The sequence below is a fragment of the Streptomyces sp. NBC_00637 genome (assembly GCF_045161545.1).
Classification (GTDB): Bacteria; Actinomycetota; Actinomycetes; order Streptomycetales; family Streptomycetaceae; genus Streptomyces.
In genome coordinates this window covers 2026828-2045095 of the sequence record NZ_CP109046.1, presented here as the reverse complement: position 1 = coordinate 2045095, position 18268 = coordinate 2026828, and the positions used below count along the sequence as shown (strand labels likewise).

Below are 18268 nucleotides of genomic sequence, written 5' to 3'. Positions count from 1 at the left end.
CGCTCACACCAGCCCGCGTGCCGCCAGCACCGCGTACACCGCGTCCGCCGAGTCCGGCGGGGTCCGGTCCTGCGTCGTCAGGACGAGCTCGGGGTCGACCGGTGCCTCGTACGGGTCGTCGACGCCCGTCAGCCCGGTCAGCTCGCCCGCGGCCTGCCGGGCGTACAGCCCCTTCACGTCCCGCTCGCGGCACACCTCGACCGGGGTCGCGACATGCACCTCGATGTACGGCGTGCCGCTCGTCTCGTGCCGGAGCCGCACCGCCTCGCGGCTGTCGGCGTAGGGCGCGATCACAGGGACGACGCAAAGGACGCCGTTGCGGGCGAGGACCTCCGAGACAAGGCCGACGCGCTGCACGTTGACGTGCCGGTCGGCTCGGGAGAAACCGAGGCCGGCGGAGAGGAAACGGCGTATCTCGTCACCGTCGAGGACCTCCACCCGATGTCCTTCGCGCTTCAGTCGATCGCTCAGGAAACGGGCGATCGTCGTCTTGCCCGCGCTCGGCAGCCCCGTGAGCCAGACCGTGGCCCCCTGCGCCTTCGGTGTGACGGTCCTTGGTGCGACGGCCCTCGGCGTGACGGCCCTCGGCTTTTCGGTCATGCGCAACAGTCCTCTTTCCTGCCCGTCGTACCCCCGTCCCGCCCCCGTGGAACGGTAGGTAAGAAGTCTGAGAAGACCGCTCGAAGAGTCTGAGCTTTGACTGAGTGACTCATGGCGCGTGCGGGGTCACTCCCGCGAACTGCGCCCCCGCGTCCCGCAGTCGCTCGTGCAGTTCCCGGAACACGGCCGCCGAGCGGGTCCCGGGCCAGCCCTCGGGCAGCAGGCGGACGGGCAGGCCGGGGTCGGTGTAGGGCAGGTGACGCCAGGAGTCCAGGGCGAGGAGGTAGTCCCGGTAGGCCTCCTCCGGCGGGGTGTCCGGCCGCTGCCGCCAGGCGTGCAGCACGCGCGCGTGGTCGTCGAGGAACGTCTCGTGCTCCTTGGCGATGGCCGCCAGATCCCACCAGCGGGCGACGGACTCGACGGTCGGCGCGAAGCCGAGGTGCTCACCCCGGAAGAGGTCGACGTACGGGTCGAGGCGCAGCCGTCGGAGGGTGTGCCGGGTCTCGTCGTGCAGCCGTGCCGGCGCGATCCACACGCCCGGTGCGGCGGTACCGAACCCCAGGCCCGCGAGCCGCGATCGCAGCACGTGCCGCTTCTGCCGCTCCGACTCCGGGACGGAGAACACCGCCAGCACCCAGCCCTCGTCCGCCGGCGGGGCGGTGGCGTAGATGCGCCGGTCGCCGTCTTCGAGCAACTGCCGTGCCTCGTCGGACAGTTCGTATCCGGCCGCGCCCTGCGCGGTGCGGGCGGGCAGCAGCAGTCCGCGCCGCTTCAACCGGGACACCGAGGAGCGCACGGAGGGCGCGTCGACGCCGACCGCGGCCAGCAGCCGGATCAGCTCGGCGACGGGCACCGGGCCCGGTGCGAAGCGGCCGTACGCGCCGTAGAGCGTGACGATGAGAGACCGGGGTGCGGGCTGATCGGACACGTTGATCATCTTAGGTCTTCGGTATCACTGCTGGTCACTATTGGTGTCATCGCCGACGTGATCTTCACAGTGGCCTTCGGTACGGTTCTCGTCGGCGCCTTCGGGGGCCACAGGGCCGGGGTCGTCGCCGTGGCCGTCGATGTGGTCTTCGGTGCGCAGCCTGAATCTCTGGAGCTTCCCGGTCGCCGTGCGGGGCAGCCCGTCGAGGAAGACGAACGCGCGCGGGCACTTGTACGGCGCCAACTCCTCCTTGAGGAAGGTGCGCAGCACCTCGGGGTCGCGCGGGGCGCCGGCCCGCAGGACGACGAACGCGACGACCACCTGCCCCCGTTGCTCGTCTGCCCGCCCCACGACCGCCGCCTCCACCACGTCCGGGTGCCGCAGAAGCGCGTCCTCGACCTCCGGGCCCGCGATGTTGTACCCGGCCGAGATGATCATGTCGTCGGCGCGCGCGACGTACCGGAAGTAGCCGTCGGCCTCACGGACGTAGGTGTCGCCGGTGACGTTCCAGCCGTCCCGCACGTACTGCTGTTGACGCGGGTCGGCGAGATAGCGGCAGCCGACCGGGCCACGCACGGCGAGCAGGCCGGGAGCGCCGTCGCTCACGGGCTTGCCGCCGGCGTCCTGCACGCGCGCCTGCCAGCCGGGGACGGGGATCCCGGTCGTGCCGGGCCGGATGTGTTGGTCGGCGGCCGAGATGAAGATGTGCAGCAGTTCGGTCGCGCCGATGCCGTTGATCAGCCGGAGTCCGGTCCGCTCGTGCCAGGCCCGCCAGGTGGCGGCGGGCAGGTTCTCGCCGGCGGACACGCAACGGCGCAGCGAGGAGACGTCGGGCGCGTCGGGGCGGCTCGGGTCGTCGAGGTCGTTCAGCATCGCGCGGTACGCGGTCGGCGCGGTGAACAGCACGGTCACCCGGTGGGCGGCGATCGCGGGCAACAGTTGCCGGGGGCCCGCCTGTTCGAGCAGCAGAGCGCTGGCGCCCGCCCGCATCGGGAAGACGACCAGCCCGCCGAGTCCGAAGGTGAAACCGAGCGGGGGACTACCGGCGAATACATCGTCAGGAAGCGGTTTCAGTATGTGCCGGGAAAAGGTGTCGGCGATCGCCAGCACGTCCCGGTGAAAGTGCAGACAGCCCTTGGGGCGGCCGGTGGTGCCGGAGGTGAAGGCGATCAGCGCCACGTCGTCGGAAGCGGTTTCGACGGCTTGGTACGGCTCCTGCGGCGCCGACCGGTTCAGCAGGTCGTCGGGAGCGTCACCGCCGAACGTCGTGATCCTGAGCCCGGGTATCTCCGCCTTGGCCAGGTCGTCGACGGCCCGGATGTCGCAGAGCGCGTGCTCCACCCGCGCGATCTCGCACATGGTGCGCAGCTCGTTCGGCCGCTGCTGGGCCAGGACGGTGACCGCGATCGCACCCGCCTTCAGCACCGCCAGCCAGCAGGCCGCGAGCCAGGGCGTGGTCGGGCCGCGCAGCAGCACACGATTGCCGGGGACGACGCCGAGATCGCCGCTGAGCAGATGGGCGATCCGGTCGACGCGGGCCCGCAGCTCCCGATACGTCCAGGTCGGCCCGGAGACGGTGTGGAAAACGGGCCGGTCCAAGGCGGCGTGGTCGAGCAGCTCGGCGGCGCAGTTCACCCGCTCGGGGTAGTCCAGTTCGGGCAGATCGAACCGGAGGTCGGGCCAGTGGCCGGGCGGCGGAAGGTGGTCGCGCGCGAAGGTGTCGACGTGGGCCGAGACGTTCATGGGCGTTCGCCCCCTTGCCTGGATGGACTGTCCGGCTGGGCTGCCCGGGCGGGCGTCGTCGTGGGGTCGCGCAAGGAGCGTAGCGCGTTGGTGACGACAGTCAACGGTACGCGATATCGTCGTAGGGAGGCGGGCCGGCGGCTGAAGGCGGCGAGGCGGCCCGAGCGGGACGTACGGAACACGAAGACGGCAAGACACGGGGCGACTGGAGCGACGCGGCAGAAATACTTGCGGCACGCCGTGCGCCCCGGCGGAAGCAGCAGCTCCGAGACCGAAACAGCAGAAACAGCACGGCAGAAACAAGCACGGCAGAAACACGGACGGCGGTAACACGCACGGCAGATACAGGTACGACAGAAACAGGCACAGCGGAACAAGTACGGCAGAAACAAGCACAGCGGAAACAAGCCCAGCGGAAACAGGTACGGCAGGTCACGCACGGCGGAGGAGACAGGCGATGCCCGCATTCTCGCTCGAACCGGCACAGGCCGCCTGGTGCGCCGAACTGCGCGCCCTCGCCGCCGAACGGCTGCGCCCACTCGTCGAGAAAGGCGAACCAGGTCGCGTCAACCGCCCGCTGGTCGCCGAGCTGGGCCGGCTCGGTCTGCTGCCGCGGCTGTTCACCTCCGGCGCCGTCGACCTCTGCCTCATGCGCGAGTCACTCGCCTACGCCTGCACGGAGGCGGAGACCGCGCTCGCGTTGCAGGGACTGGGCGCGCATCCGGTGCACGCCCACGGCACCCCCGACCAGCGACGGCACTGGCTCCCCCGCGTCACCGACGGCACCGCGATCGCCGCCTTCGCCCTGAGCGAGCCGGGCGCGGGCTCGGACGCGGCTGCGCTGTCCCTGGCCGCCGAGCCGGACGGGCCGGACGGCTGGCGGCTCACCGGTGAGAAATGTTGGATCTCCAACGCTCCCGAGGCCGACTTCTACACCGTCTTCGCCCGCACCACCCAGGGGGCCGGCGCCCGGGGCGTCACCGCGTTCGTCGTTCCCGCCGACCGCGCGGGCCTCACCGGTTCCGCCCTCGACATGCTCTCCCCGCATCCCATCGGCGCCCTCCGCTTCGACGCCGTCCCGGTCACCGTGGACGACATGCTCGGCGAGCCGGACCGCGGTTTCCGGGTCGCCATGGGCACCCTCGACCTGTTCCGCCCCAGCGTCGGCGCCTTCGCCCTCGGCATGGCGCAGGCCGCACTCGACGCGACCTTGGCCCACACCGCCCGACGGGACGCGTTCGGCGGCAAGTTGAGCGGGCTCCAGGCGGTCACCCACCAGGTCGCCGAGATGGCCCTGCGCACGGAGGCGGCGCGGCTGATGGTCCGGGCCGCGGCGACGGCGTACGACAGCGGCGCGCCGGACGTCCCGAAGCGTGCCGCGATGGCCAAACTGTTCGCCACCGAGACGGCGCAGTACGTCGTCGACACGGCCGTCCAACTCCACGGCGCACGAGCCCTGCGCCGTGGCCACCTGCTCGAACACCTCTACCGGGAGGTGCGCGCACCTCGGATCTACGAGGGAGCCAGCGAGGTCCAACGCGGCATCATCGCGCGGGAGTTGTACGCCGAATTCACCGACCCGGAGGCCAGGTGACCATCCAGCGAGTCAACCCCCCCGAACTCTCCCCGCCCCTCGGCTTCTCCCACGCCGTCGTCGCGACCGGCGAGCGGCTCGTCTTCCTTGCGGGCCAGACCGCTCTCGACGTCGACGGGAAGATCGTGGGGGAGTCCCTGCCGGATCAGTTCACCCGGGCGTTGACGAATCTGCTGGCCTCGCTGACGGCGGCGGGCGGTACGGCGTCCGACCTGGCGCGCGTCACCGTCTACGTCACGGATGTCGCCGCCTATCGCGAGCGGGCTGCCGAACTGGGTCGCATCTGGAGGGAGTTGGCGGGCCGCGACTATCCGGCGATGGCGGTAGTCGGGATCGTACGACTCTGGGACGAGCAGGCACTCGTCGAACTGGACGGGTTCGCGGTACTCGGCCGCTGAAGCGGGGGTGCCGGGACCGGTTTCCGTAAGCGGTATCAGGGACCGGTTTCCGTAAGCGGTGTCGGCAACCCGATTCGCCTACCTCCGTCGCGACCGTCATCGGCGAAGCCGGCCGGAGCGAGCCGACCCCGTTCGTCCCGACCATGCGCGGTTACGCGCGGTCAGGCAGGGGCGAGCAGCGTCAGGCGGGGCTCAGGCAGGGTCAGGCGGCGATGGCCAGTCGGTCGGCGGTCACCCGGTGCGGGTCGACGATCCGGCCGTCGGGCAGCAGTTCGCCGGAGTCGTCGAAGACGATCGTGCCGTCGCACATCAGGTTCCAGCCCTGCTCGGGGTGGGCGGCGACGATGTGCGCGAGGTGTACCGGGCGGACGTCGGCAGAAGCGCCGGGAAGCTGGTGAGAACACATGGAGCACCTCCACGTCGGTGGGGTCGGCCGTCCGGTCGGCCCCCATGAACAGACCATGCACCCGTCCTGCGGGCATCTCCAGAGGGTGCTCGCAAGCGTGACAGCACCAGGACAACTCCAGGACGGTTCGTCGACGACCGGTGCGGACTCGCCACCGAAGGAGTGACGATCACCGTCCCGGGCGTGTCCGCCCGGTACCTGTGGAGGCCCCACAAACAGGAGGTTCTCCCATGTCGTTGCGCCCCGCCCTCTCCGCGGCCGTCGGTGCCGTACTGCTGCTGCTCGCCGCCCCGGCGGTCACGGCCACCGCCGATCCGTCGGAGTCCGTCACCGTCGGGCCGGTCGGCAGCATCGCCTCGGACGGCACCGTCACCCTCTCGGGCACCTACCGCTGTGTCGGCAACACGGGTCCCGTCTTCGTCAGCTCCTCGGTCGGTCAGGGCTCCGGCAAGGTCCGGCACGGTATCGGCGGCACCCGTGCGGTGTGCGACGGCGCCGAGCACGCCTGGAAGAACACCGGCAAGGTCACCCCGGCCGACCTCGCGCCCGGAGAGGCCCACGTCGAGGCCACGTTGATGGAACTCCGCCCCGAGGGGAGCCTGCCGCTGCCCCGCTTCCACGCGACGCAGGAGCGCGACATCACCCTGACCGTCGGCTGAGCGACGGGTCCCGCTCGACGGGTCCTGCGCGGAGGGGTCCCGCGCGGCGGGCGGCACCGACCGGTCCAGACAGGTCCACACCGGTCCAGACAGGTCCACACCGGTCCCGACCGGTCCGCTCCCGCCTCAGACCGGGTAGGCGTGGGTCTGCGTGGCCTTCACCGTCGCCCAGACCCGCGCCCCCGGGTGCAGATCGAGTTCGGCCGCGGCGACCGTCGTGAGGTCCGCGGCGAGCGGGAGTTCGCCGGTGAGGTCGGCGCGGATCTGGTCGCCGTGGGTTTCCAGGCCCGCGACCTCGCACTGCCAGAGGTTGCGGGCACTGGCGCCGGTCGGGCGGTCGCGGTAGAGGGTGACGGCGCTCGGCGGGAACGCCACGAACACCGGGCCGGACAGGATCTCGGTGGTGGTGATGGGCGGGCCGGCGTCGAGGCGGACGGTATGGCCGTCGGACTCGCCCCGGTAGAGATTCAGTCCGACCAGCTGGGCGATGTAGTCCGTACGGGGGTGCCGGGCGATGTCGGCCGGCACGCCCTCCTGGACGACCCGCCCGTGCTCGACGACGACCAGCCGGTCGGCGAGCACCATGGCGTCCAGCGGATCGTGCGTGACCAGGACGGCTACCGCCTCGAACTCGGCCAGGTGGCGCCGGAGTTGGGCGCGGACCTCGAGCCGGGTGCGGGCGTCCAGTGCCGCCAGCGGCTCGTCGAGGAGCAGCAGCCGCGGGCGGGTGGCCAGCGCACGGGCCAGCGCGACCCGCTGGGCCTGGCCCCCGGACAGCCTGCGCGGCTTGGCGCCGGCGTGCGCCGCCAGACCGAGGCGGTCGAGCCACTCGGCCGCCTGGGCGCGGGCCTCCGTCTTGGTCGCGCCCTGACAGCGCGGGCCGAAGGCCACGTTGTCCAGGGCGGTCAGATGCGGGAAGAGGAGATAGTCCTGGAAGACGACGCCGACCGGGCGGGACTCCGGCGGCGTACCGTCCAACGCGCGGCCGTCCAGCCGTAGCCGGCCGCCGGTGAGCGGCGTCAGACCGGCGAGGGCGCGCAGCGCCGTGGTCTTGCCCGCGCCGTTCGGACCGAGCAGGGCGACCACCTCGCCCGGCGCCACACTCAGCGCCACGTCGAGCCGGAACGAGCCGCGCTCCACCACCAGATGGGCATCGAGCCCGTCGACGGACATGTCCGCGCGTACGTCGGAGCCGTCCGTGGACGGGCCGGTGCGGCGGACGTGGTGTACGGCCCGGGAGTCGGCGGCGGTCTCCTGGGGTTCGGTCATCGCGCGGTCATCCAACGGTCGCGCAGACCCACCAGTACCGCGACGGACACCGCCAGCAGGACCAGGCTGAGGGCGATGGCGGCCTCCGGGTCGCTCTGAAGGGCCAGGTAGACGGCCAGCGGCATGGTCTGGGTACGGCCGGGGAAGTTGCCGGCGAAGGTGATCGTCGCGCCGAACTCGCCGAGCGCCCGGGCCCACGCCAGGACCGCGCCGGCCGCGATGCCCGGCGCGATCAGCGGCAGCGTGACCCGGCGGAACGCGGTGAAACGGGAGGCGCCGAGGGTGGCCGCCGCCTCCTCGTAGCGCGGGTCGGCGGCGCGCAGGGTGCCCTCGACACTGATGACGAGGAACGGCATCGCGACGAACGCCTCGGCGATCACGACCCCGGTGGTGGTGAACGGGAGCGTGACGCCGAACCAGGAATCCAGCGACTTCCCGACGACGCCGTTGCGGCCCAGCGCCATCAGCAACGCGACACCGCCGACCACCGGCGGCAGGACGAGCGGCAGCGTCACGAGGGCCCGGACCAGGCCACGCCCCGGAAACTCGACGCGGGCCAGCAACCAGGCCAGCGGCACGCCGACGACCAGACTCACGGCGGTGGCGGCGGTGGCGCAGACCAGCGACAGCCGGAGCGCCTGCCACACCTCGGCACTGGTCAGCAGCTCGGGCAGGCTGCGCCACGGAGCCCGCACCAGCAGGGCGATCAGCGGCACGACCAGGAACGCCAGGCCGATCAGCGCGGGCACCAGCAGGGGCAGCGGCACACCACGCACCTGGGCCCGGACACGCCGCCGTCGCGGGACACCTCGCATGGTGTCGGCCGCGACGTCGGACTTGCCGGTCGGGAGGGTCACGGCTTGAGGAACCCGGCCTCGGTCAGGACCTTCTGGCCCTCGGCGGACCGCACCAGCGCGATGAACGCCTCGGCCGCCTCGGTGTCGTGCGCGTCCTTGAGCCGGACGATCGGGTAGTCGTTGACGGCATCGGCCGACTCGGGGAACTCCACACCCTCCACCTTGCCATCCGCCGCGTGCACATCGGTCTTGTAGACCACCGCCGCGTCGGCCTCCTTCAGCTCCACCTTCGTCAGGGCGGCCTTGACGTCCTGCTCGTAGGAGACGGGGGTGAGCTTCAGCTTGGCGGCGTCGAGGGTCTTCTGGGCGGCGGCGCCACAGGGCACCGTCTTGTCGCACAGCACGACCTTCAAACCGGTTTCGGTGAGGTCCTGGAGGGAGGAGATCTTGTCGGGGTTGCCCGGCAGGGTGGCGATCTCCAGCTGATTGCGGACGAACGTGGCGGCCGTTCCCGAGGCGTCGCCCGCGTCCGTCACGATCGCCATCGTCTTGGGGCTGGCGGACGCGAACACGTCGGCCGGGGCGCCACCGGTGATGCTCGCGGCGAGGGAGTCGCTGCCGCCGAAGCTGAAGGTGACCTTCGTTCCGGGGTGCGCCTTCTCGAACTCCTTGCCCAGCGTCGTGAAGCTCTCCTTTAGCGACGCCGCGGCGAACACGGTGACCGTGCCCGACAGCTCGTCCGACCCGGACGCGGCCGCCGAGGAGCCCGACTTCGCGGACGAGGAGTCGTCGGACGACGAGCAGGCGCTCAGGGCCAGCAGCGCGGTGACTCCCAGAGCCGCCACCTGCATCGGTCGGCCGGTCCGGCGCACGGTACGGGTCATCACGGGTCCACTCCCTCTGGTCCTGACGGACACACTCGCCTGCGGTACCGGCGGACCGGCTTCGGACTCGTCCGGCAGCTCTACCGCTCTACTGCATGCGCTGATCATACTGCCGCAGATACGAGGCGAAAGTCTCTTGCCGCTTTGCATGAGCAGGGACAGAGGTAGAAGGGGGTGGCATGTGCGTTTCTATGGGAGGAGGGCCATGTGTCGTCGTCCAAGCCGTCCGGCAGGCGATCGCCCGGCCGCCGACCGCTCAGCGGCCGACCGCACTCCGCCTCCGCCGCTACAGGCCGAACGCTCCGCCCTCGACGGGGATGAGCAGCCCGAGGGAGATCAGGACCGACGGCAGCAGGACGTGGCCCCACCGGCTCAGCGCCCCGGCGACGAGGGGGCGGGTGGCGAAGAACCGCCCGGCGAAGCACCACACGCCGACCAGGATCAGGAAGACGACGGCGTACACGCTCATCCCGCCGGCTCCGGCGGTGGCGAACACGGGAACGTAGGCGCCGACGTTGTCGCCGCCGTCGGCGAGGGGCACCGCGGCGACCTCCACGACCTTGGGCCCACCGTCCTCCTCGCCCGCCTCCCGCTCTCCGTCCGCCTCGTTCCGGTGCCGCCACCCCTGCCATGCGGCTTTGAGGCCGAGCGCGAGGGGGAGCAGGCCGAGGTACGGGATCACCGACTCGGGCAGGAAGGTCGCGCCGAACGCCGCGCAGGACCGACGACGGCGCCCGCTCCGCGCGCTCAGGTCCGGTCGATGTGCACGTTGGTCGACTTCACCCGGGCGGTGGCCTCGACCCCGACCTCCAGCCCCAGTTCCTCCACGGCCTCCCGCGTCAGCAACGACACCAGCCGGTGCGGCCCGGCCTGGATCTCCACCTGGGCGGCGACATCGCCGAGTTTCACGGCCGTGACGATGCCGGGAAAGGCATTGCGGACCGAGGTGTACGAGGTTCCCTCTTCGCCGCCACCGGCCTTCGCCAGCTCCACCGAGAAGGCGGCCAGATCCCTGCCGTCGATGAGGCGTCGTCCGCCTTCGTCCCGGTGTGTGGCCACCCGGCCCGCGTCCGCCCACCGCCGCGCGGTGTCCGGACTCACCCCGAGCAGACGCGCCGCCTGGCCGATCGTGTAGGACTGCATAGCCGCCAAGATAGGCGATCAACGACGACCCGCTCGTGCACGGGGGCCGCATCCCACCGCCGCCGCGAAGAACCGATGCCCGGCGAGATCTCGTCCGGGACGGCGCAGGTCCTGATCGAGCGTGACTCGCGTCTGCCGTGACCGCCCTCGGAGGCGGCGGGCTGGACGGGGATGTCACGCCACGGATCCCGGCGGCGCCGGCGGTGGCGGTCGCACGGTCTCGACGCTGCCCATCGCCGGCAACGATCGGCCACGTCCTGCCCACCCTCGACGGCGGCCGGCTGCACCAGGCCGTGGCGCATCCAGCGGACCGGTTTCGTGAGCACGACAGGGATGGGGAAGGATGCGACAACAGGCACCGCCCCTTCATGGTCATCGGGCGTAAGACGCGCAAATGATCAGGAACCCCGTGCCTGCACTGCCACCCACTCACCACTCACCACCCACTCACCACCCAACAGCCCACCTGAACAGAGAACTTGTAGCCGGCCTGCAATGATCACCGGAGTCACCAGGGAGCCCGCAGCATGACCGGCACCACGGAGGCCCCTGGCGGCTCGGCCGCGGTCGACGATTCGGCACGCAGTGTCACGCGTCCGTTCTACGTCTACGCCGTGCTCGCCAACACGCTGTTCCAGCGCGGCGTATTCGTCCTCTTCCTCTATGCGCGAGGCTTCTCCGTCGGGCAAGTGGCCCTCCTTCAGACACTGCTCTACCTGGTCAGCGGACTCGCGGAATTGCCGACGGGAGTCATCGCCGACCGCATGGGCAGGCGTGCCGGCATCGTGATCGGCCAGGTGCTGATCGCTGGATGCCTGCTCGGCCAGGTGGCGTCCTCCGACTACTGGGTGTTCCTGGCGCTGTTCACCGGCCAGGGTGTGGGCATGGCGTGCGTGTCCGGTTCGGACACCGCCCTGCTGTACGACCTGCTCGTGCGTCGGGGCGCAACGGCCGGCTACGTCAAGATCAGGTCCCGGTTCACCATGCTCGGGACGGTCACCTCGGGGGCCGCCATCGTCCTCGGCGGCCAACTGCAGCGCTTTTCCTGGGGAGTCGTCTACGTCGGTTCGGCGGCGTGCCTCGTCCTGGCCGTGGTGGTGCTGATGTCACGGGTGCCCGAGATCCGCGGCACGGACGCGGTGGACGAGCAGGACGGAGCCGAGAAGGAGCACGGCGACGCCACAGCATGGCGGGCGATGCTTCGGGTCGCCACGCCGGCACTCGTGACGCTTGTCGTGGTGTCCGGATTGATGCACGCCACTTTGACGCCGTACATCATTTTCACGCAGAAGACCCTTGCCGATCAGGGAGCGGGCACCGCACTGGTCAGCGTGGTCATATCGGCGGGATTCTTCGTCGGCGGCCTCACCCCGCTGCTGTCGGACCGCGCGGAGCGGCGCATCGGGTACCGGGTCATCGTCCCGGCGTCCCTCCTGACGCTCGCCGTGGCGATCGGCCTGAGCGGCCTCGGCCTTGTCCGGGTCACCATCGCGGCGTTCCTGCTCCTGGTCGGAATTCCCGAGATCACCGCCGTGCTCGTGGACAACGTGTTCAACGAGGCAGTGCCATCACGCCACCGGGCGAGCCTGCTGTCGACGATCGCATTCGTGGAGTCGGTGCTCATCGGCACCGGCTATCTCGTCCTCGGCGCACTCATGGACGAGCTGGGCTCCGGTGTGGGCATGGCCACCTACGCCGCGGTGCCCCTGCTGGCATGTCTCCTGTGGCTCCCGGTGCTCTTCCGAGGGGGGCGGGTGACCACCGAGATCGAGAGGCCCGCCGAACAAGAGGCATCCTGACCGTAGCCGTAGCCGTAGCCGTAGCCGTAGCCGTAGCCGTAGCCGTAGCCGTAGCCGTAGCCGTAGCCGTAGCCGGCGCCTCGGCTCGCCGAGATCGGCCTTGGAGGCGCCCGATACAGGCGCAAAGCACCGGGGGAGTCCCGCGGATGCCGCCTTACCCCACTCCGACTCGCTCAGTGGCGGGTCGGCTGGGGTGCGGCGGCTTCGCTCATCAGATGTCCCGGAAGATCTCGATCTGTGCCCCCACGGAGTTCAGTCGCTCGGCCAGATCCTCGTAACCGCGGTTGATGACGTACACGTTGCGCAGCACCGAGGTGCCCTCCGCCGCCATCATCGCCAGCAGGACGACCACCGCGGGACGCAGGGCCGGCGGGCACATCATCTCGGCGGCCCGCCAGCGCGTCGGGCCTTCGACCAGCACCCGGTGCGGGTCGAGGAGTTGCAGCCGTCCGCCGAGCCGGTTCAAGTCCGTCAGATAGATCGCGCGGTTGTCGTAGACCCAGTCGTGGATGAGGGTCTTGCCCTGCGCGACGGCCGCGATCGCCGCGAAGAAGGGGACGTTGTCGATGTTCAGCCCGGGGAACGGCATCGGGTGGATCTTGTCGATCGGCGCCTCCAGCTTGGAGGGCCGGACCGTGAGGTCGATCAGTCGGGTGCGGCCGTTGTCCGCCGGGTACTCCGGCGTACGGTCGTGGTCGAGCCCCATCTCCTCCAGGACCGCCAGCTCGATCTCCAGGAACTCGATGGGCACCCGGCGCACCGTCAGCTCCGACTCGGTGACGACTGCGGCGGCCAGCAGGCTCATCGCCTCGACCGGGTCCTCGGAGGGCGAGTAGTCGACGTCGACGTTGATGTTCGGCATGCCGTGCACGGTGAGGGTGGTGCTGCCGATGCCCTCGACCCGCACACCGAGCGCCTCCAGGAAGAAACACAGGTCCTGGACCATGTAGTTGGAAGAGGCGTTGCGGATAACGGTTACGCCGTCGTACCGGGCCGCCGCCAGCAGAGCGTTTTCGGTAACCGTGTCCCCGCGCTCGGTCAGCACGATCGGCCGGTCCGGGCGGACGGCGCGGTCGACAACGGCGTGGTACTGCCCCTCCGTCGCCGCGACCTCCAGCCCGAACCGGCGCAGCGCGATCATGTGCGGCTCGATGGTCCGCGTACCGAGGTCGCAGCCCCCGGCGTACGGCAGCTTGAAGTGGTTCATCCGGTGCAGCAGCGGACCGAGGAACATGATGATGGAACGAGTGCGTACGGCGGCGTCGGCGTCGATCGCCGCCATGTCCAGCTCGGCCGGCGGCACGATCTCCAGGTCGACACCGTCGTTGATCCAACGAGTCCGTACACCGATGGAGTTCAGCACCTCGAGGAGACGGTAGACCTCCTCGATCCGGGCGACCCGGCGCAGCACCGTACGCCCCTGGTTGAGCAGTGAGGCGCACAGCAGGGCCACGCAGGCGTTCTTGCTGGTTTTCACGTCGATGGAGCCGGACAACCGACGGCCGCCCACGACCCGCAGATGCATCGGTCCCGCGTAGCCCAGAGAGACGATTTCACTGTCCAGGGCTTCACCGATTCGAGCGATCATCTCAAGGCTGATGTTTTGGTTGCCTCGCTCGATGCGGTTGACGGCACTCTGGCTGGTTGCGAGCGCCTCGGCCAGCTGCGCCTGTGTCCAGCCCCGGTGCTGACGGGCGTCACGGATGAGCTTGCCGATGCGTACGAGGTAGTCGTCTGCCATGAGGTTGAGGTTATCTCAGATATGAGATGGCACCTCTTGTGGGGTCCATTCGGGTGACGTCCCGTCAATGGTGCCCGCCCTTACGCGTACGGCGCCACCCGAAAGGTCCGGGCAAATCAACCGATGTCGTACGACGTCCGGTACTGCTGTGCGTGTGACGCGGTCCGTGCTTGCCACCGCCGGTCGTGATCGACCAGGAATGCCGGTTGATGTTCAGTCGCACCCCGGGGAGGATGCGGAAACTCTTGCGGAAAGTGAGGGGCATCGAGCCTCCTTCGTCGCGTGGCGTCCGTCCGCACACGTCTACCCCGACTCGGCGGGCCCATGACCGGGCGCGTCCTCAATGCCCTTTCCTCGGACGCTCGTTCAAGCGCCGAAACCCGGCACGGCTGTCACGGTCATCATCGCCATCGCCATCGCCATCGCCATCGCCATCGCCATCGCCATCGCCGTCGCCGTCGCCGTCTCTGTTGCCGTTACTGTCACCGTGGCCGGCGCGTACGCGGTGGTGAAGCAGCCGCTCTCGTGTCGGTCGCTGCTCCGAGCCGGGGTCGGCGCCTCCGCCGCCGGTCGGCCGCCGGTCGGCCGCCGGTCGGCCGCCGGTCGGCCGCCGGTCGGCCGCCGGTCGGCCGCCGGGAGGGCTGCCAGGTGGGCCGCGGCGGGTTGCGGGTGGGCCGCGGTGGGCCGGATCGGATCGGCCGGGCTGGAGACATCAGGTCGGACACGTGGGATCGGAGACACCAGGCCGGCCGGGCGGAAAACGCTCGGCTGTCGCTCGGCTGGAAACGCCGGGCTGGAAACTTGCGACGTGAGAGAGCGGAAGTACGCGCGGATCGAGCGGGAGAGACGGTTTCTGCTGGCCGGACCCCCGGCACCTTCGTCGGTAACGGTTACCCGGTTGATCCGGGACCGCTATCTGGAGGGAACGCGGCTGCGGCTGCGGTGGAGCGAATGCCCGGACACCGGATCCCGGGAGCTCAAGCTCACCCAGAAGGTGCCCGCGAACCGGCCGGGCGCGGTCCAGGGTCTGATCACGAACACGTACCTGTCCCGGGCCGAGTACGACCTCCTCGCCTCACTGCCGGCGGCGGTGCTGTCCAAAACGCGGTTCAGCGTGCCGCCGCTCGGGGTCGACGTCTTCGACGGTCCGCTGAGGGGGCTGGTTCTCGCGGAGGCGGAGTTCTCCGGTGACGAGGAGGCGCTGGCCTTCGTGCCGCCCGCGCGGTGCGTGGCCGAGGTCACGGATGACGTGCGCTTCACCGGCGGCATACTCGTCAGCGCTTCCCGGAGGGAGCTGTCGGCCTGGCTGGCCGATTACGGCATCGGGCTTTCTCCGAGGCCGGGCAGCGAGCCCGGGCATGACCATTCAGCCCCCATGTACTAGAGTTATCTCGACATCGAGATATCTGCCGAGGCGCCCCGCAGCCGCCCACCCCAGTAAGGGTGCCCTAACTTAGCCTCACCTTAGCGGATCGGCCAAGTCTGCGTGGCGGCAGGATGCGGTGGTAAGCGCACATCAAAGAAGGAGACTGTCGTGTCGGCGAACAGCTTCGACGCCCGCAGCACGCTGCAGGTGGGCGACGAGTCGTACGAGATCTTCCGGCTGGACAAGGTGGAAGGCTCGGCTCGCCTTCCGTACAGCCTGAAGGTGCTGCTGGAGAACCTGCTCCGTACCGAGGACGGCGCGAACATCACCGCCGACCACATCCGTGCGCTCGGCACCTGGGACTCCCAGGCCCAGCCGTCGCAGGAGATCCAGTTCACGCCGGCCCGCGTGATCATGCAGGACTTCACCGGCGTGCCCTGTGTCGTCGACCTCGCCACCATGCGTGAGGCCGTCAAGGAGCTCGGCGGCGACCCGGCGAAGGTCAACCCGCTCTCCCCGGCCGAGCTGGTCATCGACCACTCCGTCATCGCCGACAAGTTCGGCACCAACGACGCCTTCGCCCAGAACGTCGAGCTGGAGTACGGCCGCAACAAGGAGCGCTACCAGTTCCTGCGCTGGGGCCAGACCGCGTTCGACGACTTCAAGGTCGTCCCGCCGGGCACCGGCATCGTCCACCAGGTGAACATCGAGCACCTCGCTCGCACGGTCATGGTCCGAGGCGGCCAGGCGTACCCCGACACCCTGGTCGGCACCGACTCGCACACCACCATGGTCAACGGCCTCGGTGTGCTGGGCTGGGGCGTCGGCGGTATCGAGGCCGAGGCCGCGATGCTCGGACAACCGGTTTCGATGCTGATCCCGCGCGTCGTGGGCTTCAAGCTCACCGGTGAGCTCACCCCCGGCACCACCGCCACCGACCTGGTGCTGACCATCACCGAGATGCTCCGCAAGCACGGTGTCGTCGGCAAGTTCGTCGAGTTCTACGGCGAGGGCGTCGCCGCCACCTCGCTCGCGAACCGCGCCACCATCGGCAACATGTCGCCGGAGTTCGGCTCCACCGCCGCGATCTTCCCGATCGACGACGAGACGCTGAACTACCTCAAGCTCACCGGCCGCTCCCCGCAGCAGGTCGCGCTGGTCGAGGCGTACGCCAAGGAGCAGGGCCTCTGGCTGGACCCGCAGGCCGAGCCGGACTTCTCCGAGAAGCTCGAGCTGGACCTCTCCACGGTCGTCCCGTCCATCGCCGGCCCGAAGCGCCCGCAGGACCGTATCGTCCTCGCGAACGCCGCCGAGCAGTTCAAGACGGACGTGCGCAACTACGTCGACTCCGTGGACGAGGCGGGTCAGGAGTCCTTCCCGGCCTCCGACGCCCCGGCCGTCGCCCCGAACGGCGCCCCGTCCAACCCGGTCACGGTGACCGCCCCCGACGGCTCGACGTACGAGATCGACCACGGTGCGGTGACGGTCGCGGCCATCACCTCCTGCACCAACACCTCCAACCCGTACGTCATGGTCGCCGCCGCGCTCGTCGCGAAGAAGGCCGTGGAGAAGGGCCTGACCCGCAAGCCCTGGGTCAAGACCACGCTCGCCCCGGGTTCGAAGGTCGTCACCGACTACTTCGACAAGGCGGGCCTCACCCCGTACCTCGACAAGGTCGGCTTCAACCTCGTCGGCTACGGCTGCACCACCTGCATCGGCAACTCCGGCCCGCTGCCGGAAGAGGTCTCCAAGGCCGTCAACGACCACGACCTCGCGGTCACCTCGGTCCTCTCCGGCAACCGGAACTTCGAGGGCCGGATCAACCCCGACGTCAAGATGAACTACCTGGCCTCCCCGCCGCTGGTCGTCGCCTACGCCCTCGCGGGCTCCATGAAGGTGGACATCACGCGCGACGCCCTCGGCACGGACCAGGAAGGCAAGCCGGTCTTCCTGGCCGACATCTGGCCCTCCGAGGCCGAGGTCAACGACGTCGTGGCGAACGCCATCGGCGAGGACATGTTCAACAAGTCCTACAAGGACGTCTTCGCCGGCGACGCCCAGTGGCAGGCGCTGCCGATCCCGACCGGCAACACCTTCGAGTGGGACGCCGAGTCGACCTACGTGCGCAAGCCCCCGTACTTCGAGGGCATGACGATGGAGACCACCCCGGTCACCGACATCGTCGGCGCGCGTGTCCTGGCCAAGCTCGGTGACTCGGTCACCACCGACCACATCTCCCCGGCCGGTGCCATCAAGGCCGACACCCCGGCCGGCAAGTACCTCACCGAGCACGGTGTCGAGCGTCGTGACTTCAACTCCTACGGCTCCCGCCGAGGCAACCACGAGGTCATGATCCGCGGTACGTTCGCCAACATCCGCCTGCGCAACCAGATCGCGCCGGGTACGGAAGGCGGTTACACCCGCGACTTCACCCGGTCCGACGAGGGCGCCCCGGTGGCGTTCATCTACGACGCCTCGCGCAACTACATCGAGCAGGGCATCCCGCTGGCCATCCTGGCCGGCAAGGAGTACGGCTCGGGCTCGTCGCGCGACTGGGCCGCCAAGGGCACCGCGCTCCTCGGCGTCAAGGCCGTCATCGCCGAGTCGTACGAGCGCATCCACCGCTCGAACCTCATCGGCATGGGCGTGCTCCCGCTCCAGTTCCCGGAGGGCGCCAACGCCGAGTCCCTCGGCCTGACCGGCGAGGAGACCTTCTCCTTCACCGGCGTCGAGGAGCTCAACAACGGCACCACCCCCCGCACGGTCAAGGTCACCACCGACACGGGGGTCGAGTTCGACGCGGTCGTCCGCATCGACACCCCCGGCGAGGCCGACTACTACCGCAACGGCGGCATCATGCAGTACGTCCTGCGCAGCCTGATCCGCAAGTAACCGATCGGACAAGCGGTTCCACAACGGATCGAGCCGCGGCTCGGCGAAC

General features: G+C 70.0%; 18 protein-coding genes. 6 read left to right on the top strand and 12 right to left on the bottom strand.

Going from position 1 to position 18268, the window contains the following annotated elements:
• Positions 1 to 3 precede the first annotated feature (3 nt).
• The 3 genes from cysC to OG440_RS08685 form a co-directional block, all read right to left on the bottom strand.
• Positions 4 to 600 carry an adenylyl-sulfate kinase gene (gene cysC, locus OG440_RS08695; protein WP_406006264.1) on the bottom strand — a complete coding sequence of 199 codons (597 nt, stop codon included), beginning with the start codon at positions 598 to 600 and terminating at the stop codon, positions 4 to 6.
• A gap of 109 nt (positions 601 to 709) precedes the next feature.
• The gene (locus tag OG440_RS08690; RefSeq protein WP_406006263.1) at positions 710 to 1537 is read right to left on the bottom strand and encodes a PaaX family transcriptional regulator C-terminal domain-containing protein; all 828 of its coding nucleotides are present in this window, start codon (positions 1535 to 1537) and stop codon (positions 710 to 712) included.
• 15 nt (positions 1538 to 1552) lie between these two features.
• The gene (locus OG440_RS08685) at positions 1553 to 3271 is read right to left on the bottom strand and encodes an AMP-binding protein (RefSeq protein WP_406006262.1); all 1719 of its coding nucleotides are present in this window, start codon (positions 3269 to 3271) and stop codon (positions 1553 to 1555) included.
• A 457-nt stretch (positions 3272 to 3728) separates the two neighbouring features.
• Here OG440_RS08685 and OG440_RS08680 point away from each other — a divergent pair, with 457 nt between their 5' ends.
• Together OG440_RS08680 and OG440_RS08675 are read left to right on the top strand one after the other, a co-directional pair.
• Positions 3729 to 4865 (top strand): acyl-CoA dehydrogenase family protein, encoded by a 1137-nt coding sequence (locus OG440_RS08680; RefSeq protein WP_406006261.1) that lies wholly within the window; start codon positions 3729 to 3731, stop codon positions 4863 to 4865.
• Complete coding sequence (locus OG440_RS08675; RefSeq protein WP_406006260.1) at positions 4862 to 5263, top strand: RidA family protein; 402 nt, start codon at positions 4862 to 4864, stop codon at positions 5261 to 5263. Before OG440_RS08680 ends, OG440_RS08675 begins: the two co-directional genes overlap by 4 nt.
• 202 nt (positions 5264 to 5465) lie before the next feature.
• Here the strand turns inward: OG440_RS08675 and OG440_RS08670 are convergent, their stop codons facing one another.
• Entirely contained in the window at positions 5466 to 5669 is a 204-nt protein-coding gene (locus tag OG440_RS08670; RefSeq protein ID WP_406006259.1) for a DUF5999 family protein, read from the bottom strand.
• 230 nt (positions 5670 to 5899) lie between these two features.
• On the opposite strand from OG440_RS08670, the gene OG440_RS08665 reads away from it, so the two are divergent.
• The gene (locus OG440_RS08665) at positions 5900 to 6328 is read left to right on the top strand and encodes a DUF6299 family protein (RefSeq protein ID WP_406006258.1); all 429 of its coding nucleotides are present in this window, start codon (positions 5900 to 5902) and stop codon (positions 6326 to 6328) included.
• Positions 6329 to 6454: 126 nt separating this feature from the next.
• Here the strand turns inward: OG440_RS08665 and OG440_RS08660 are convergent, their stop codons facing one another.
• The 5 genes from OG440_RS08660 to OG440_RS08640 form a co-directional block, all read right to left on the bottom strand.
• A complete protein-coding gene (locus tag OG440_RS08660) occupies positions 6455 to 7597 on the bottom strand; it encodes an ABC transporter ATP-binding protein (RefSeq protein ID WP_406006257.1) in 1143 nt (380 codons plus the stop codon).
• Complete coding sequence (modB, locus tag OG440_RS08655; protein ID WP_406011296.1) at positions 7594 to 8412, bottom strand: molybdate ABC transporter permease subunit; 819 nt, start codon at positions 8410 to 8412, stop codon at positions 7594 to 7596. The genes OG440_RS08660 and modB overlap by 4 nt, the downstream gene beginning before the upstream one ends.
• 38 nt (positions 8413 to 8450) lie before the next feature.
• Positions 8451 to 9278, bottom strand: a complete 828-nt coding sequence (modA, locus tag OG440_RS08650; protein WP_406006256.1) for a molybdate ABC transporter substrate-binding protein — start codon at positions 9276 to 9278, stop codon at positions 8451 to 8453.
• A gap of 286 nt (positions 9279 to 9564) precedes the next feature.
• On the bottom strand, positions 9565 to 10029 hold the full coding sequence (locus tag OG440_RS08645; protein ID WP_406011295.1) for a cadmium resistance transporter: 465 nt from the start codon (positions 10027 to 10029) through the stop codon (positions 9565 to 9567).
• The gene (locus tag OG440_RS08640) at positions 10026 to 10421 is read right to left on the bottom strand and encodes a molybdopterin-binding protein (protein WP_406006255.1); all 396 of its coding nucleotides are present in this window, start codon (positions 10419 to 10421) and stop codon (positions 10026 to 10028) included. The genes OG440_RS08645 and OG440_RS08640 overlap by 4 nt, the downstream gene beginning before the upstream one ends.
• Before the next feature lie 527 nt (positions 10422 to 10948).
• On the opposite strand from OG440_RS08640, the gene OG440_RS08635 reads away from it, so the two are divergent.
• Positions 10949 to 12220, top strand: coding sequence for an MFS transporter (locus OG440_RS08635; RefSeq protein ID WP_406006254.1), 1272 nt, complete (start codon positions 10949 to 10951; stop codon positions 12218 to 12220).
• A 211-nt stretch (positions 12221 to 12431) separates the two neighbouring features.
• On the opposite strand, the gene OG440_RS08630 is transcribed toward OG440_RS08635, so the two are convergent.
• The 3 genes from OG440_RS08630 to OG440_RS08620 form a co-directional block, all read right to left on the bottom strand.
• Positions 12432 to 13961, bottom strand: coding sequence for a UDP-N-acetylglucosamine 1-carboxyvinyltransferase (locus OG440_RS08630; protein WP_406006253.1), 1530 nt, complete (start codon positions 13959 to 13961; stop codon positions 12432 to 12434).
• A 64-nt stretch (positions 13962 to 14025) separates the two neighbouring features.
• Complete coding sequence (locus OG440_RS08625) at positions 14026 to 14226, bottom strand: DUF4236 domain-containing protein (protein ID WP_267021210.1); 201 nt, start codon at positions 14224 to 14226, stop codon at positions 14026 to 14028.
• 101 nt (positions 14227 to 14327) lie between these two features.
• Positions 14328 to 14702, bottom strand: a complete 375-nt coding sequence (locus tag OG440_RS08620) for a hypothetical protein (RefSeq protein WP_406006252.1) — start codon at positions 14700 to 14702, stop codon at positions 14328 to 14330.
• 67 nt (positions 14703 to 14769) lie between these two features.
• Between OG440_RS08620 and OG440_RS08615 the strand changes: the two genes are divergently transcribed.
• The gene (locus OG440_RS08615) at positions 14770 to 15345 is read left to right on the top strand and encodes a hypothetical protein (protein WP_406006251.1); all 576 of its coding nucleotides are present in this window, start codon (positions 14770 to 14772) and stop codon (positions 15343 to 15345) included.
• Positions 15346 to 15495: 150 nt separating this feature from the next.
• Positions 15496 to 18219, top strand: a complete 2724-nt coding sequence (gene acnA / locus OG440_RS08610) for an aconitate hydratase AcnA (RefSeq protein WP_406006250.1) — start codon at positions 15496 to 15498, stop codon at positions 18217 to 18219.
• Positions 18220 to 18268 lie beyond the last annotated feature (49 nt).

Excerpts from the sequence above, each read along its gene's own strand:
- cysC (WP_406006264.1), bottom strand. The coding sequence starts at position 600 with ATGACCGAAAAGCCGAGGGCCGTCACGCCGAGGGCCGTCGCACCAAGG.
- OG440_RS08690 (WP_406006263.1), bottom strand. The coding sequence starts at position 1,537 with ATGATCAACGTGTCCGATCAGCCCGCACCCCGGTCTCTCATCGTCACG.
- OG440_RS08685 (WP_406006262.1), bottom strand. The coding sequence starts at position 3,271 with ATGAACGTCTCGGCCCACGTCGACACCTTCGCGCGCGACCACCTTCCG.
- OG440_RS08680 (WP_406006261.1), top strand. The coding sequence starts at position 3,729 with ATGCCCGCATTCTCGCTCGAACCGGCACAGGCCGCCTGGTGCGCCGAA.
- OG440_RS08670 (WP_406006259.1), bottom strand. The coding sequence starts at position 5,669 with ATGTGTTCTCACCAGCTTCCCGGCGCTTCTGCCGACGTCCGCCCGGTA.
- OG440_RS08665 (WP_406006258.1), top strand. The coding sequence starts at position 5,900 with ATGTCGTTGCGCCCCGCCCTCTCCGCGGCCGTCGGTGCCGTACTGCTG.
- OG440_RS08660 (WP_406006257.1), bottom strand. The coding sequence starts at position 7,597 with ATGACCGAACCCCAGGAGACCGCCGCCGACTCCCGGGCCGTACACCAC.
- modB (WP_406011296.1), bottom strand. The coding sequence starts at position 8,412 with ATGCGAGGTGTCCCGCGACGGCGGCGTGTCCGGGCCCAGGTGCGTGGT.
- modA (WP_406006256.1), bottom strand. The coding sequence starts at position 9,278 with ATGACCCGTACCGTGCGCCGGACCGGCCGACCGATGCAGGTGGCGGCT.
- OG440_RS08640 (WP_406006255.1), bottom strand. The coding sequence starts at position 10,421 with ATGCAGTCCTACACGATCGGCCAGGCGGCGCGTCTGCTCGGGGTGAGT.
- OG440_RS08635 (WP_406006254.1), top strand. The coding sequence starts at position 10,949 with ATGACCGGCACCACGGAGGCCCCTGGCGGCTCGGCCGCGGTCGACGAT.
- OG440_RS08630 (WP_406006253.1), bottom strand. The coding sequence starts at position 13,961 with ATGGCAGACGACTACCTCGTACGCATCGGCAAGCTCATCCGTGACGCC.
- OG440_RS08625 (WP_267021210.1), bottom strand. The coding sequence starts at position 14,226 with ATGCCCCTCACTTTCCGCAAGAGTTTCCGCATCCTCCCCGGGGTGCGA.